The sequence below is a fragment of the Mesorhizobium sp. WSM3873 genome (assembly GCF_001672445.1).
GTDB lineage: Bacteria > Pseudomonadota > Alphaproteobacteria > Rhizobiales > Rhizobiaceae > Mesorhizobium.
Genome location: NZ_LYTM01000027.1, coordinates 1 through 13,843 on the forward strand (window position 1 = coordinate 1; position 13,843 = coordinate 13,843).

Consider the following 13,843-nt stretch of genomic DNA (forward strand, 5'->3'; position numbering starts at 1 on the left):
GGCGATTGTCTTCGCCGCTGCGGCCAGGATCACCTGCCTTTCCCGGCAACAGTCCTTCGATACGCTGCCATTGCGCGCTGCTCAGTTCATATCGACGTGCCATCCACCGCTCTCCAGATCGAATCTGGAAGCCTATGAATCATGCATCAACGCGATTTTGAATCCTGAATGTCGATTGGTCCTAGCCCTGTTGCAGGCAGGCTACCGCGTCCGCACAACAGTGCGATCCGCCAAGCGCGAAGCCGATGTTCTCGCCATGCTGAGGGTCGGCGGTGCCGAGCCGGGCGATGCGCTTTCCTTCGCCTACGCCGATTTGACGACAGACGCCGGCTGGCCGGAAGCGGTCGCGGGATGCCAGTACGTTCTTCATGTCGCCTCGCCGTTCCCGCCGGGCGTGCCGAAACACGAGGACGATCTGATCGTTCCTGCGCGCGAGGGTGCGTTGCGTGTGCTGCGGGCCGCGCGCGATGCCGGCGTCAAACGAGTGGTGCTCACTTCGTCCTTTGCGGCCATCGGCTATGGCCAGACGCCAATTCCGGGCAGTCCGTTCACGGAAGAGAACTGGACCAACCTGGCGGCCAAGGTGAGCGCCTATGTGAAGTCGAAAACGCTGGCGGAACGTGCGGCCTGGGATTTCCTTGCCAGCCAGGGCGGAGCGCTGGAACTGACGGTCGTCAATCCGGTCGGGATATTTGGACCGGTTCTGGGGCCGGATCATTCGACCTCGACGGACTTCATCAAGCGCTTGCTGGACGGCGAGATGCCGGGTCTGCCGCGCATGGTGTTCGGTGTGGTCGATGTGCGGGACGTGGCGGATCTGCATCTGCGCGCCATGACCAGTCCCGCCGCCAAGGGGGAGCGGTTCCTCGCCATCAGCGGCGATTTCATGACGACGCTGGCGATCGCACAAACGTTGAAATCGCGGCTGGGCAGCGTTGCGTCGCGCGTTACGACGAGAATGCTGCCGGACTGGCTGGTCCGGACCGTCGGACTGTTCGACGGGCAAGCGGCTCAGATCGTGACGGAATTGGGCAAGGCCAGGAACGCAACCGGGGCCAAGGCCATGCGCATGCTTGGCTGGGCGCCGCGATCGCGCGAAGAAGCGCTCGTCGCCACCGGCGAAAGCTTGGTCCGGCTCGGATTGCTCAAAAAGTCGAGGTGACGCGCCCGGGAGGGTACCTCCCAGGCGCAACGGTTCAGCCAAGCAGTGCGGCCTTGTTCCCTTCCAGGAACTGCTTCAGCGTCTTCGGCTTGCGGCCCGACAACGTCTCGATAGCGTCGGTCACCATGCCGATACGGCCGGAGCGTGTGTTGGCGTCGAAGGAAACGACAATGCGCGCAAAGTCCTCGGGAAGGCCGGCCGCCTTGACGCCCTCGGTCAGGGCCTCGTCAGGCAATTGGATAACCTCCAGCGGCTTGCCGGTGACTTCGCTCACCAGAGCGGCAATTTCGTTCGTCGTGTAGGCATGCGGGCCGGTCAGCGTGTAGACGCGGCTCTCCGTCGAGCCGGAAGCGAGGCTCGCGGCGATCGCGGCGGCCATGTCGTCGCGCGCGGCGTGCGCGATCCGCCCGTCGCCGGCCGACGTGTACCACTTGCCCGACGAAATGGCGTGCGGCAGCGCCATGAAAAGGTTCTCCTGGTACCAGCCGTTGCGGAAGATGGTGTAGGGAATGCCGCTCGCCTTGATGGCCTGCTCGGTGCCGTAGTGGTCGGCGGCAAACAGCACCGGCGAGACCGGCTCGGGATTAGGCATCGAGGTGTAGAGGAGGTGCGAGACGCTTGCCGCCTTGGCTGCGGCAACCGCGGCCTGATGCTGCTTGAGGCGCCGGTCGCTCTTCAGGTCGAGCTCACCGGTCGAGACGATCAGCACTCGGTCGGCGCCTTTGAACGCGCGCTCCAGCGAGGCCGGATCGTCGAAATCGGCCGGCCTGACGACAATGCCGAGGGCTGCCAGGTCGCCGAGATTTTCGGGATTGCGCGTGGTTGCGATGATATTTGCCGGCGCGACTTTCTGCGCATCGAGCAGATGGTTGATCACGGCGCGGCCGAGATGGCCGGAAGCGCCGGTGACGAGGAGAGTTTCGGTCATGGGAGGTTCCTGAAAATTGCGTCGAAGGGATTTGAACGATAGTCTCAAAAAGAGACCAGCACTAAAATAAGAATTGACCAGGGGCCGTAAAGAAGGCAGTTTTCCGGGAGGTAGGCACAGCGGGGAAACCACCGGCGGGTGGCCGTTTCGATCAATGGATGTCGCGATGGACAGCAAGATCTTCAGTCTGAAATCGAAGCTCGAGGTCTACAAAGCCATGACCGGCGGCGGCAATTTCGCCGACTGCCCGGTCCGCGACGTGATCCAGGGCATCAGCGGCAAATGGAGCTCGCTGCTGGTCATGGCTTTGGCCGAGAAGCCGTACCGGTTCGGGGAGTTGCGCCGCCTGGTGCCCGACATTTCGCAGCGTATGCTGACGCAGACGCTCTACGATCTGCAGCGCGACGGCTATGTGCATCGCGAAGTCTTTCCGACCAAGCCGCCGAGCGTCGAATACAGCCTCACCGATCTCGGCCGCTCGATGTTTGCGCCATTGCAGATGCTGATCCAATGGGCCGAGCTCAACCACGATGCCGTTCGTGAGGCGCGCGTCGCCTTCGATGCCGCGCAGGCCTGAGCCTTTCCTTCCCCGATACAAGCGTCAAAGCGCCGCTTGCGCCGGTGCCGCAGTTGCTCGCCGCCATGGTCGCGGGAACGGTGATCGACCCGTTCAGGCCGATCGGGCTTGCGGAATCGCAATGGCCTGCAGCCGGATCATTCGCGAAAGATAGGATGCCTTTGCCCGAAGGAAGGCGTGCAGCCGCAGCGGATAGTCCGGACTGACAGCCTCCTTCACCGATTGCCGGTCGCTCAACGCCTTGCGCCAGGCCTGGACGAGAGGCTTACCGTCCAGGATGCCGCAAGCGCCGATCTCGTCGAACGTGTCGAAGTAGCGGAAGATCGGCCCGTAGACGGCGTCGACCAGCGAGAAGCGCTTCCCAGCAAACCACGGACCGCTCCGCCTTGCCGACAGTTCTGCCTCGACACGCTCAAACAGTTCCGACAAGTCGCTGCTTTCCTCGAGGAAGCCGGCCTCATCGGCGGCGGAATAGAAGCGCCCGATGGCGTTGAGGATGGCCGAACCGAATTCGACCCAGGAGCGGTGCCTGGCCCGCATGAGCGGATCGGCCGGGTGCAACGGATTGGCCTGCGTCTCCTCGAGGAATTCGAGGATGACGGCGGATTCGAAAATGATCTCCTCCTTGCTACCGTTTCGAACGCAGAGCAGCGGTACCTTGCCGAGCGGCGAGATAGCCTTGAACCAGTCGGGCTTGCTGGCAAGGTCGACATTGACCCGCTCGAACGGCACGCCTTTCTCGGCGAGGGCGATTGCCGCACGCTGGACGTAGGGGCAAAGGTGATGGCTGACGAGGGTGAGGTTGGCCGTCATCTTATTCTCCCCAGACATAGTTCAGCGCGCCGTCCTCGACGCGGGTCGACAGGAACATCAGCCGCGAGCCCTTCGGCGCCGGGCCTACGAGGCGCTCGCCGCTTTGCATGTCGAAGCGGGCGCCGTGCCACTGGCAGATGAAGGCGCCGTCCTTGCAGTCGAGTGGCCCGCCGAAATGCACGCAGGCATTGGCCGCGGCACGGACACGCTCGCCGCTGCGCCAGACGTGGACCTCGCGGCCGAAGAAAGGCGCGATCAGGCTGCCGGTCTGCGGGATGTCGGCCACTTTACAGATCTCATGTTTCATCGGGAACTCCTTATCGATGCAATTGCATCTATATGAATGCATTTGCATCGACCGTCAAGCTTGATGCAAATGCATCTATCGAATAAAGTTTCTCGATGACGAGAAAATCTCCTGCGCCCGAGGCCGTCAAAGCCTGGGGCCGCCTGATGCGCGTTTCGCGCCAGCTGGTCGAAAAGACCGAGTATGCCCTGAAAGCCGGCGGCTTGCCGCCGCTCGCCTGGTACGACGTGTTGCACGAGCTTGCCGAGGCGGGCGAGGGCGGCTTGCGGCCGTTCGAGCTGATCGATCGCGTTCTGTTGGCGCAGTACAACGTGTCGCGACTGCTGGCCCGGCTGGAAGCGGATGGCCTGCTGGAAAAGCTGCCTGTCTCGGATGACGGCCGTGGCCAGACAGTGCGCATCACGCCAAGCGGCCGGGAGATGCGCCGCCGCATCTGGGCCGTCTATGGCGCCTCCATAGCCGAGCTGATGGGCGACAAGCTTTCCGCCAAGGAGCTGGAAACGCTGGCTGCGCTGCTCGGGCGGCTGCGCGAGCCACTGGCCGGCGATTAGCTCACGAGTCTTTGTGGGTACCGTCAGATTTTTTCGCCCCAGCCCCTTGCGTTGGAAACCCGAATGCGCAATAAGCCGAACCGTAACGTACGGTACGCATTATTGAGCGACCGGGAACGGGTGAAAACGTGTTGCAAGCCGCCGCCGACACCGACAGCAGCGAAACGCTTACCGAGCGGCAGCAGGCCGTTCTGGACGCAGCACTTCGCCTACTGGTCGAAGACGGCGACAACCTGACCATGACCGCCGTGGCGCGGCGGGCAAGCTGCTCCAAGGAAACACTCTACAAATGGTTCGGCGACCGCGACGGGCTGCTGACGGCGACGGTGCAATGGCAGGCCTCGAAAGTGCGCGTGGCGCCGGTCGACCGCAAAGGGCTCGACCTCGCTTGGCTGACCGCAAGCCTCGAACGCTTCGCTTCCGACTGGCTGAGGGTCATCTCCAGCGATACGTCTATCGCGCTCAACCGTGTCGCGGTCGGCCATGCCGGCTCCGGGAAGGATGACCTTGGCGCAATCGTGCTGCAGAATGGGCGTTTCGCGCTGGCCAGGCGTCTGAAGCCCGTGCTCGAAGCGGGACGCGAGGCCGGGCTGCTCGACTTAGAGGACGCTGAGACGGCGTTCCGGACGTTTTTCGGTCTGGTCGGCCGCGATGTGCAGATGCGGCTTCTGCTCGGCGACCGGCTGCAATTGACCGAGGCGACGATCGGCGGCGATGCCGCCCGCGCGACGCAGCAGTTTCTCGCTCTTTACGGCTCAAGGACCGGGAGAGCAAACAACCGGCCGCAAGGTCCCGGAGCCGGATGATTTCAGGTCAAGTCGACCTGAAATCTGAATCCGGCTCCAAATCCAAGAGATAGAGCATGATGTCGTCCGAAAACCGCTTCACACTTTTCGGCATCATGCTCTGATCTTCAAAACGGGAAGGAAGACGAAATGCGTGTCTATTACGATCGTGACGCCGATCTCAATCTGATCAAGGGCAAGAAGGTCGCTATCATCGGCTATGGCAGCCAGGGCCGGGCGCATGCGCTCAACCTCAAGGATTCCGGCGTCAAGGAGATCGCCATCGGCCTGAAGGCCGGCTCGGCGACCGCCAACAAGGTCGAGGCCGACGGGCTGAAAGTGATGAGCGTGTCGGAAGCCGCCAAGTGGGCAGACCTGATGATGATGGCAACGCCCGACGAATTGCAGGCCGACATCTACAGATCAGAGATCGCGCCGAACATCCGCGACGGCGCCGCCATCGCCTTCGCGCACGGCCTCAATGTGCATTTCGGCCTGATCGAGCCGAAGGCTTCGGTCGACGTGGTCATGATCGCGCCGAAGGGCCCCGGCCATACCGTGCGCGGCGAATATCAGAAGGGCGGCGGCGTGCCGTGCCTGGTTGCCGTCAACCAGGACGCCTCGGGCAATGCGCTCGACCTCGCGCTCTCCTATGCCTGCGGCGTCGGCGGCGGCCGTTCCGGCATCATCGAGACCAATTTCCGCGAGGAATGCGAGACCGATCTGTTCGGCGAGCAGGTGGTGCTGTGCGGCGGTTTGGTCGAGCTGATCCGCGCCGGCTTCGAGACGCTGGTGGAAGCCGGCTACGCGCCGGAGATGGCCTACTTCGAGTGTCTGCACGAGGTGAAGCTGATCGTCGACCTCATCTATGAGGGCGGCATCGCCAACATGAACTACTCGATCTCGAATACCGCCGAATGGGGCGAATATGTCTCCGGTCCGCGTATCATCACGGCCGACACCAAGGCCGAGATGAAGCGCATCCTGAAGGATATCCAGACCGGAAAATTCACCTCGGAATGGATGCAGGAATATCGCGCCGGCCTGTCGCGCTTCAAGGGCATCCGCCGCAACAACGACAGTCATCAGATCGAAGAGGTTGGCGCGAAGCTGCGCGCGATGATGCCGTGGATCGCCAAGAACAAGCTGGTCGACAAGGCGAAAAATTAATTTGGTCTATTCATGCTTCGTGAAAGCCGGCGGAGCGATCCGCCGGCTTCTCTCACGCTCAGCCGTAATGCCAATGGGCTCGGTGCCCGCGAATTCCACGCCGATGCGGTCGTCGCGGCGCCAGCGGACGATCGCCTTGTAGCCGATCCGGTCCTTCGTCACGTAAAGCAGGAATTCGTCGGGCACATGCGCCTCGATCGGCAGCTTCAGTTCGGCGCCGCCAGGATGCATGTTGCGCACCGTGCACATGACCCCGGAATTGTTGATGCCGGTCAGGATCGCCGCGCCCTTCAGCACGCGTTGCCGGCGCTTGCCTCTCAACTCGTTCTCGGTCATGGCGGAGTCGTCCTAGCGGATCGCAGCCTGGCGATCGTCATATGGGGCACCGCATTACGGATAGACGCATCTGCTAAATTTAAGGTTATCGCGTCGCCGTCGGGCGCGCCCTGACAAAAAGAAACGGCGCCCGCCGGGCGCCGTTGAGCTTCGTGCCGAGGGGCTCAGATAAAGGGCGAAATGCACTGCCGGCGCGGGCCGTTATAGGGCTGGAATGTGTTGTCCCAGGCCCGATAGGACCGGTAGCGGTCGTAGCACCATTGGACATGGGCCCTGGAAAGCCGCTCGGTCCGGTAAATGCGCCGCGGCTGATAGTAGCGCGGATAGGGATCGTAATAATAGGGATTGTAGAAATTGTTGTAGGCGAGGCTGCCGAGGCCGAGGCCTAGGCCGAGCCCAAGGATGGCCGCGCCCCCACTGTCGAAGTGGCGATGGCGATGATGGCGATGATGCCGCCAGCGCCAATTGCGATCTCCATCCCAGTTGCGGGAGAAATGACGTGCGCGGAAGTCGCCGCCACGCCATCTGGAATCGCGGCCGCGCCAGTCACCGCCGCGCCGCCAGCGCCAGTCATACATCTGCCGCCGGTCGTTGCCGCCGGCCCAGCTGTCGCGAACGGGGATGATGGTGGATGCGGCCGTGCTGGTCACGGTCGACATATCGGGCTGCAGGACCGGGCCGGCAATCGACGGCACCGTCAGCCCAGCGGAGAGACCCAAGGCCAGAAGCCCGGATCCAAGGGAAGACAAGAGCGGTTTCATTTCACTCTCCACGAGTAAGGCCCCACGCCCAAAACGCTCGGGAATAGGCCTATTGATGGAACTTTCCATCTGAACGGAAGATGAACAGAAAGGTTCCGTCAACCATAACGGGCGTGCGTCTGCTCTTGTGTTCGCCATTGCTTGCGGGCAAAGGTCTCGGCCATGTCGCTGCGCCTCGCCACCTTCAATGTCGAGAACCTGATGAACAGGTTCGACTTCTCCGGCTATCGCAACCAGCTCAACGAGGACCGAACACTGGCGCTGTTCGACATCCAGAGCGAAGCAGAATACAGGCTGCTCGAACAGGCGCGCGCGATCGCCCAGTCCGACGACACCCGCCAGCTTACCGCGCTCGCCATAGCCGCGACACGCGCCGACGTCATCTGCATGCAGGAGGTGGATAACATCGAGGGGCTGAAGGCCTTCGAATATGGCTATCTCTTCAAGATGATCGGGCAGGGCTATCGTCAGAAATACACCACCGCCGGCAACGACTCCCGCGGCATCGACGTCGCCGTGATGATGCGCAACGAGACCGCGCAGGGGCAGCCGATCGAATTCGTGCGCATGACCAGCCATGCCTATGTCACGTTCGAGCAGTTCGGACTGTTCACGCCGGAGCTGGCGGCGTTCGGGCACCTGGCCACCGAACGCGTCTTCCGGCGCGACTGCCTGGAAATCGACATGACGGTCGGCGGCGTGCCGCTTACGCTGTATCTCGTGCATTTCAAGTCAATGGGCTCGCCGCGCAACGGGCTCGATGGCCGCGAGGCGACGATGCCACTGCGCATCGCCGAGGCGCAGGCCGTGCGCCGCATCATCGAGGACCGCTTCGGCAAGGACCATGCGGCCGACAAGCGCTGGGCAATCTGCGGCGACATGAACGATTATCGGCAGCGCGTGAAGATCGAAGGCGACAGCTTCGACGGCTATCGCTTCCACGTCGTCGACGAAGCCCAGTCCTCGATCAACGTTCTGACCGCCGGCGGCTTTTGCGAAAATGTCGTCGAGCGGCGGCCCGAGATGGACCGCTGGAGTTTCTATCACACGCGCGGCCCGCAAGAGCGGCATTTGTGCCAATTGGACTATATCCTGCTGTCGAAGGCCTTGGCGGCGAAGAACGCCACCGCGGTTCCGGAGATCATCCGCAACGGTCAGCCTTGGCGCACCATCTTTCCGCCTGGCCAGGAAGTAGAGCGTTTTCCGCGTGCCGGGTGGGACAGGCCGAAGGCCTCCGACCATTGCCCGGTGGTGATCAACCTGGACATGGCCTGAGCCCGTGAGCTTCGACCTGCCGCGCAATGTCATTTTGCCGGTCGACGCGGTCGACGTACGGCTCGTTGCCAGCCCGCATCCGTTCGAGCGCGACAATCAGACAGCGATCGCGGAAAACTGGCGGCGCGAAATGGAGATGAAGCCGGCGCTATATGACGGCACCGTGGTGCTGCTTTCGGCGCTGAGCTATCGCGACAGCCGGCTCATCGGCCGCTGCCATGCGGTGAAGTACTCGACTTTCATGCTGTGGCGCAAAAACCGGGAGCTGAGCGGCGCCGAACATGCCTATGCGCACGCCGTGCTGGTTGCCGGCGACAATGCGCTGGTGGCGATCCGGATGGGCTCGCACACGGTGAACGCCGGCCGCGTCTATTTCGCCGCCGGCTCCTTCGAGCCGATCGATTTCCGCGACGGCGTCGTCGATATAGATTTCAACATGATCCGCGAGGTTGGCGAGGAAACCGGGATCGATCTGTCGGGCGCCGCCCGCGGACAGCGCTACTATACGCTGTCGACTTCGAGCGGCACGGTGATCTTCCGCCGCTATCACGTTCCCGAGCCGGCGGAAGAGCTTGCGCGGCGCATCAGCGCCTTCGTTGCAACCGAAGCGGAGCCCGAGATCGAAAGTCCGGTCATCATCCGCAACGCAACCGACTTGCCGGTCGGGCTGATGGGGCACATGAAGCCGCTGATCGAGTGGCATTTCGCCAACGAGCTGGTCTGACTCGGTCACGGGCCGACGACGCGGCGGTTCACTCGTGCCTTAGCGCCTCGATCGGATCGAGCCTCGCGCCGCGCAGTGCCGGGAAGAAGCCGAACACCATGCCGATCAGCGCCGAAAAACCGACGGCGAGCAGGATGACCGCCGGGCTCGGCGCGAAGGGTATCGTCAACGTCGCCGAGGCCAGGCCTGCGAGCGCCAGTCCGATCAGGATGCCGATGATGCCGCCAAGCAGCGACAACACCGTCGCCTCGACCAGGAACTGGATCAGGATGTGTTTTTCGTGCGCGCCGATCGCCAGCCTGATGCCGATCTCGCGCGTGCGCTCAGTGACCGATACCAGCATGATATTCATGATGCCGATGCCGCCGACCAGAAGGCTGACGCCGGCGACGGCACCCAGCATGCCGGTCATGGTGGTGGTGGCGCTTGTCATGGCGTCGGCGATCTGGGTCATGTCGCGGATCGAGAAATCGGCATCGCGGTCCGGCGTGATGCGGCGCGTGTCGCGCAGGATGTCCTCGACGCGCGGCTGCAGTTCGGTGGTCGGCGTCCTGTCGTCGGCGGCGATGTAGATCGAGTCGATGTCGCGGTTGCCGGCGATGCGCCGCTGGTAGGCGGCCAGCGGCATCAGCACGACATTGTCCTGATCCTGGCCGAAGCCGGTGTAACCCTTGGGCTCGAGCAAGCCGATGATCCGGCAGGAGGTGCGGTTGACGCGGATCGTCTCGCCCTCCGGATCGCCGGCGCCGAAGAACTGCTGCCGCACCGTCTCGCCGATCAGGCAGACGCCGGCGCCGGCGCGCGTCTCGGAATCGCTGAAGGGACGGCCCGACACCAGCTTCCAGTCGCGCGCGTCGAGATAGGCGCTGTCGGTGCCGGTAACGCCCGACGTCAGGCTCTCCGTCCCGAAGATGACCCGCACCTGTTTTTGCGACGCCGGTGCGATGGCGCGTGCGCTGCTGAGATGGGCAGCCAGTGCTTCGAGGTCCTTGGCGGCCAGCGGTCGGGTGACCTGGTCGAGCCCGCCCGGGCCGCCAGGCCCTGCCGGACGGCCCGAGCGGACGACGAGCAGGTTGCTGCCGAGTTTCGAGATGTCGGTCTTGACCTTCTCGGTGGTGCCGGAGCCGATGGTGAGCATGGCGATGACTGCGGCGACGCCGATGACGATGCCGAGCAGGGTCAGGAACGAGCGCAGCACGTTCCGGCGGATGGAAATCAGCGAAAGGCGGACGGTTTCCCAGATCATGCTGCCTCGGCTTTCGCTGTATCTGAAGCGACGTGGCCGTCGAGGAAGCGCACCGTGCGCCCGGCATATGCCGCGACGTCGGCTTCGTGCGTGACCATGACGATGGTGAGGCCGAGTTCGGCGTTCAGCCTGGTCAGCAATTCCATGATTTCGTGCGTGCGCGCGGTGTCGAGATTTCCGGTGGGCTCGTCGGCGACGAGCAGAGTCGGTTTGGTGACGATGGCACGCGCGATCGCCACGCGCTGTTGCTGGCCGCCCGAGAGCTCGGCCGGCGTGTGATGCTCGCGCCCGACAAGTCCGACTTGGGCGAGCGCCTGCATGGCCAGCTCCCGGCGCTCGCGGGCGGAAACGCCGCGATAGATCAGCGGCAGCTCGACGTTCTCCGCCGCCGTGGTGCGGGGCAGGAGATTGTAGCCCTGGAAGACGAAGCCGACATAAAGGTTGCGCAACAGGGCGCGGCGGTTGCGGTCGAGCCGGCCGGCATCGACGCCCTTGAAGCGGTAGGTTCCGGCCGTCGGCGTGTCGAGACAGCCGATGATGTTCATCGCCGTCGACTTGCCCGAGCCGGACGGTCCCATGATGGCGACGAACTCACTTCTGCGGATGGCAAGATCGACGCCGGCAAGCGCGTGCACGCACGCTTCGCCCTCGCCATAGCTCTTCCATACACTGTCGAAGGTGATGAGCAGGGGAGCGGACACGGGTCAGCTCCGTTGCTGCGAGCCGGTGATGACCTCTGCGCCTTCCTCGAGGCCGGACGTGATCTCGGTCAGTTCACCGTCGGTCGAGCCGATCCTGACGTTGAGCGCATGCGGCCGTCCGTTGTCCAACACATAGAGCGTGCGCGAGCCGTCGATCGGCGCTTTCGTCGCCTCGCGCTGCCGGTTGGAGCGCCCCATGCGGCCGGTAAAGAGGTCGCGCAGGCTCCAGCCGCGGGCCGCCTGTTGCGCCGGGCGGTAACGGAAGGCTGTGGCCGGCACGGTGAGCACGCCCTTGGCCTGCCGGGTCACCACCGCGACCGTGGCGGTCATGCCTGGCCTGAGCAGAAGCTCGCCGTTGTCGACTTCCAGCCGTGCATTGTAAGTGACGACGCCGTCGGTGGTGACGGAGGCATAGGAGATGTCGCGGATCTCGGCGTCGAAGGGACGGTCCGGGAAAGCATCGACCGTGAAGCGGGCATGCTGGCCGGGCTTGACCTGACCGATATCGGCCTCGTCCACCGCCGCCTGCAGCTCCATGTTCCGCAAGTCGGCAGCGATGACGAACAGCACCGGCGCCTGCAGCGAAGAAGCGACCGTCTGCCCCGGATCGACGGAGCGCGTGAGCACGATGCCGTCGATCGGCGCGTAGATGGTGCTCTTGGCAAGGTCGGTCTGCTGGGCCTTCAGATCGGCTTCGGCGATGGCGAGATTGGCCTCGGCGCTGTCGAGCGCTGCCTTGGAGCGATCGCGCGTCGCTGTCGCTGCCTCAAGCGACTGGTCCGTCGCCATGCCGCGCTTGGTGAGGGCGCTCGCGCGGACCACCGCATTCTGGTTTTCCTGCAGCGTGACCTTGGCATCCTCGACGGCGGCCGCCGCCGCCTTTGCCGAGGCGGTGGCGCGCTCGATCTGGACTTCGAGCTTGGCGGTGTCGAGCGTCGCCAGAACGTCGCCCTTCTTGACCTGCTGGTTCTCGTTGACGGCGACGGCGCGCACGATACCGGAAAGCTCGCTGGAGATGTCGACCTGTGTCAGCGGCTGCAGCGTGCCGGTCGCCGACACCTTGACGGTCAGGTCGGCAGTCGTCGCCGGCGCGGTCGTGTATTCGATCCGGGGCGGCGAGACGGCGTTCCAGCGGTAGCCGGCGATCGCGGCCGCCACGACAGCCAGCGCCAGCAGCGCGTAGAGCCAGAAGCGGCGGCGCTTGCGGCTCACGCCTTTGCGATCGAGCCCGAGGGCCGTTTCGATGGAAGTGTCGGTTTCTGCGTTTGGCGGATTGACAAGCTGGTCCACCACGGACCCCTATAACGACAAATTGATGTCCCTATCCGTGAACAAATCATGCCTTGAGGTTCGAATTTCAAATTAAATTTCCCTCATGTTGGGATCGAGCAGAAATTCGGGACGAGGCGGAAGGTTTTCCAAATGATGCGCGACTACTTGCTTTACGACGTGTTTACGACCGAGCGGCTGGCCGGGAATCCGCTGGCGGTGGTGCTCGACAGCGAGGGGCTGGATACGGCCGCCATGCAAGCGATCGCGCGCGAATTCAACCTGTCCGAGACGGTGTTCGTGCTGTGGCCCGAAAATCCCAAGCATCGCAACCGTATACGCATCTTCACGCCCGATTATGAGATGCCGTTCGCGGGCCATCCGACGGTTGGGTCGGCTATCGCGCTTGCGGAGCAGGCTGGCGAAGCGACTGGCATCTTTGTGCTGGAGGAGAACATCGGCCCCGTGCGTTGCGCGGTCAGCAGGCATGATGGCGCTACCTTCGCCGAATTCGACTTGGCGAAACTGCCTGAGCGGCTGGAACTCGCCGCCGAACCGGAAATGATCGGCGCCGCGCTTGGCCTTGGCCCGCATGAGCTCGGCTTCGAGAATCACCGCGTCTCCTTCTGGTCGGCCGGCGTGCCCTACGTCACCATTCCGGTTGCCGGCCTCGAAGCGGCCGCAAAAGTCAGGCTGGACAACCAGGCATGGTCCGAACTCGCGCCGCGCAAGAGCGAATGGGCCTTCGCCAGCCCGTACGTCTATTGCCGCGAGACGGTGCATCACGACAGCGCCTTCCATGTGCGCATGATCGTGCCTGGCAATCCTTCCTACGAAGATCCGGCGACCGGCTCCGCGGCGGCGGCCTTTGCCGGCGCCATCATGCATTTCGATGGTCCAACGGACGGGATCTCGCAGCTTTGGATCGAGCAGGGGCTGGAAATGGGGAGGCCCTCGCGCATCCGGCTCGAACTCAATGTCGACGGCGGAAAACTGGCCTCCGCGCGCATCGGAGGCCATGCGATCAAAGTGGCAGAAGGCCAGCTTTTTGTGTGACACCTGCGGCAATTCGGCGATTTGTCGGGAAATGATCCGGCAGGGCTGGACATCGCTCAAACCGGCGGCTATATGCGCCGCCGACGCTGGATTTCCCGGCGGTGTGGGTGTGTAGCTCAGTTGGTAGAGCAGCTGACTCTTAATCAGCGGGTCCACAGTTCGATCCTGTGCACACCCACCAA

General features: G+C 63.6%; 16 protein-coding genes, 1 tRNA gene and 1 pseudogene. 9 read left to right on the forward strand and 9 right to left on the reverse strand.

Features of this window, described 5'->3' with window-relative positions:
- Window positions 1–103: pseudogene (locus tag A9K71_RS32650) on the reverse strand (IS5/IS1182 family transposase); the annotation flags it as partial.
- 72 nt (window positions 104–175) lie between these two features.
- On the opposite strand from A9K71_RS32650, the gene A9K71_RS18125 reads away from it, so the two are divergent.
- A complete protein-coding gene (locus A9K71_RS18125; protein ID WP_245299674.1) occupies window positions 176–1,162 on the forward strand; it encodes an aldehyde reductase in 987 nt (328 codons plus the stop codon).
- A gap of 34 nt (window positions 1,163–1,196) precedes the next feature.
- Here A9K71_RS18125 and A9K71_RS18130 read toward each other — a convergent pair whose 3' ends face one another.
- Entirely contained in the window at window positions 1,197–2,090 is an 894-nt protein-coding gene (locus A9K71_RS18130; RefSeq protein ID WP_066998682.1) for an SDR family oxidoreductase, read from the reverse strand.
- A gap of 166 nt (window positions 2,091–2,256) precedes the next feature.
- Between A9K71_RS18130 and A9K71_RS18135 the strand changes: the two genes are divergently transcribed.
- Complete coding sequence (locus A9K71_RS18135) at window positions 2,257–2,667, forward strand: helix-turn-helix domain-containing protein (RefSeq protein WP_066998811.1); 411 nt, start codon at window positions 2,257–2,259, stop codon at window positions 2,665–2,667.
- 93 nt (window positions 2,668–2,760) lie between these two features.
- Here A9K71_RS18135 and A9K71_RS18140 read toward each other — a convergent pair whose 3' ends face one another.
- Both A9K71_RS18140 and A9K71_RS18145 read right to left on the reverse strand, forming a co-directional pair.
- A complete protein-coding gene (locus A9K71_RS18140) occupies window positions 2,761–3,480 on the reverse strand; it encodes a glutathione S-transferase family protein (RefSeq protein WP_066998685.1) in 720 nt (239 codons plus the stop codon).
- 1 nt (window position 3,481) lies between these two features.
- The gene (locus tag A9K71_RS18145; RefSeq protein ID WP_066998687.1) at window positions 3,482–3,787 is read right to left on the reverse strand and encodes a Rieske (2Fe-2S) protein; all 306 of its coding nucleotides are present in this window, start codon (window positions 3,785–3,787) and stop codon (window positions 3,482–3,484) included.
- 95 nt (window positions 3,788–3,882) lie between these two features.
- On the opposite strand from A9K71_RS18145, the gene A9K71_RS18150 reads away from it, so the two are divergent.
- From A9K71_RS18150 to ilvC, 3 genes are all read left to right on the forward strand, one after another.
- On the forward strand, window positions 3,883–4,338 hold the full coding sequence (locus A9K71_RS18150) for a MarR family winged helix-turn-helix transcriptional regulator (RefSeq protein ID WP_066998689.1): 456 nt from the start codon (window positions 3,883–3,885) through the stop codon (window positions 4,336–4,338).
- A 128-nt stretch (window positions 4,339–4,466) separates the two neighbouring features.
- Window positions 4,467–5,144, forward strand: a complete 678-nt coding sequence (locus tag A9K71_RS18155) for a TetR/AcrR family transcriptional regulator (protein WP_066998692.1) — start codon at window positions 4,467–4,469, stop codon at window positions 5,142–5,144.
- 129 nt (window positions 5,145–5,273) lie between these two features.
- A complete protein-coding gene (gene ilvC / locus A9K71_RS18160; RefSeq protein WP_066998695.1) occupies window positions 5,274–6,293 on the forward strand; it encodes a ketol-acid reductoisomerase in 1,020 nt (339 codons plus the stop codon).
- A 6-nt stretch (window positions 6,294–6,299) separates the two neighbouring features.
- Here ilvC and A9K71_RS18165 read toward each other — a convergent pair whose 3' ends face one another.
- Window positions 6,300–6,629, reverse strand: a complete 330-nt coding sequence (locus A9K71_RS18165; protein ID WP_348626998.1) for a PilZ domain-containing protein — start codon at window positions 6,627–6,629, stop codon at window positions 6,300–6,302.
- A 164-nt stretch (window positions 6,630–6,793) separates the two neighbouring features.
- Window positions 6,794–7,390, reverse strand: a complete 597-nt coding sequence (locus A9K71_RS18170; RefSeq protein ID WP_066998698.1) for a BA14K family protein — start codon at window positions 7,388–7,390, stop codon at window positions 6,794–6,796.
- Between the two features lie 162 nt (window positions 7,391–7,552).
- Between A9K71_RS18170 and A9K71_RS18175 the strand changes: the two genes are divergently transcribed.
- Together A9K71_RS18175 and A9K71_RS18180 are read left to right on the forward strand one after the other, a co-directional pair.
- Entirely contained in the window at window positions 7,553–8,665 is a 1,113-nt protein-coding gene (locus A9K71_RS18175) for an endonuclease/exonuclease/phosphatase family protein (RefSeq protein WP_066998700.1), read from the forward strand.
- Window positions 8,666–8,669: 4 nt separating this feature from the next.
- Window positions 8,670–9,389 (forward strand): hypothetical protein, encoded by a 720-nt coding sequence (locus tag A9K71_RS18180; RefSeq protein WP_066998703.1) that lies wholly within the window; start codon window positions 8,670–8,672, stop codon window positions 9,387–9,389.
- A gap of 28 nt (window positions 9,390–9,417) precedes the next feature.
- Here the strand turns inward: A9K71_RS18180 and A9K71_RS18185 are convergent, their stop codons facing one another.
- The 3 genes from A9K71_RS18185 to A9K71_RS18195 are packed head-to-tail and all read right to left on the reverse strand — an operon-like array spanning window position 9,418 to window position 12,626.
- Window positions 9,418–10,635 (reverse strand): ABC transporter permease, encoded by a 1,218-nt coding sequence (locus tag A9K71_RS18185; protein ID WP_066998705.1) that lies wholly within the window; start codon window positions 10,633–10,635, stop codon window positions 9,418–9,420.
- Window positions 10,632–11,336, reverse strand: coding sequence for an ABC transporter ATP-binding protein (locus A9K71_RS18190; RefSeq protein ID WP_066998708.1), 705 nt, complete (start codon window positions 11,334–11,336; stop codon window positions 10,632–10,634). The genes A9K71_RS18185 and A9K71_RS18190 overlap by 4 nt, the downstream gene beginning before the upstream one ends.
- A gap of 3 nt (window positions 11,337–11,339) precedes the next feature.
- Window positions 11,340–12,626 (reverse strand): efflux RND transporter periplasmic adaptor subunit, encoded by a 1,287-nt coding sequence (locus A9K71_RS18195; protein ID WP_066998814.1) that lies wholly within the window; start codon window positions 12,624–12,626, stop codon window positions 11,340–11,342.
- Window positions 12,627–12,758: 132 nt separating this feature from the next.
- Between A9K71_RS18195 and A9K71_RS18200 the strand changes: the two genes are divergently transcribed.
- Together A9K71_RS18200 and A9K71_RS18205 are read left to right on the forward strand one after the other, a co-directional pair.
- Complete coding sequence (locus A9K71_RS18200; RefSeq protein ID WP_066998711.1) at window positions 12,759–13,661, forward strand: PhzF family phenazine biosynthesis protein; 903 nt, start codon at window positions 12,759–12,761, stop codon at window positions 13,659–13,661.
- A 105-nt stretch (window positions 13,662–13,766) separates the two neighbouring features.
- Window positions 13,767–13,842, forward strand: a tRNA-Lys gene (locus A9K71_RS18205).
- Window position 13,843 lies beyond the last annotated feature (1 nt).

Excerpts from the sequence above, each read along its gene's own strand:
- A9K71_RS18130 (WP_066998682.1), bottom strand. The coding sequence starts at position 2,090 with ATGACCGAAACTCTCCTCGTCACCGGCGCTTCCGGCCATCTCGGCCGC.
- A9K71_RS18135 (WP_066998811.1), top strand. The coding sequence starts at position 2,257 with ATGGACAGCAAGATCTTCAGTCTGAAATCGAAGCTCGAGGTCTACAAA.
- A9K71_RS18140 (WP_066998685.1), bottom strand. The coding sequence starts at position 3,480 with ATGACGGCCAACCTCACCCTCGTCAGCCATCACCTTTGCCCCTACGTC.
- A9K71_RS18145 (WP_066998687.1), bottom strand. The coding sequence starts at position 3,787 with ATGAAACATGAGATCTGTAAAGTGGCCGACATCCCGCAGACCGGCAGC.
- A9K71_RS18150 (WP_066998689.1), top strand. The coding sequence starts at position 3,883 with ATGACGAGAAAATCTCCTGCGCCCGAGGCCGTCAAAGCCTGGGGCCGC.
- ilvC (WP_066998695.1), top strand. The coding sequence starts at position 5,274 with ATGCGTGTCTATTACGATCGTGACGCCGATCTCAATCTGATCAAGGGC.
- A9K71_RS18165 (WP_348626998.1), bottom strand. The coding sequence starts at position 6,629 with ATGACCGAGAACGAGTTGAGAGGCAAGCGCCGGCAACGCGTGCTGAAG.
- A9K71_RS18170 (WP_066998698.1), bottom strand. The coding sequence starts at position 7,390 with ATGAAACCGCTCTTGTCTTCCCTTGGATCCGGGCTTCTGGCCTTGGGT.
- A9K71_RS18175 (WP_066998700.1), top strand. The coding sequence starts at position 7,553 with ATGTCGCTGCGCCTCGCCACCTTCAATGTCGAGAACCTGATGAACAGG.
- A9K71_RS18185 (WP_066998705.1), bottom strand. The coding sequence starts at position 10,635 with ATGATCTGGGAAACCGTCCGCCTTTCGCTGATTTCCATCCGCCGGAAC.
- A9K71_RS18200 (WP_066998711.1), top strand. The coding sequence starts at position 12,759 with ATGATGCGCGACTACTTGCTTTACGACGTGTTTACGACCGAGCGGCTG.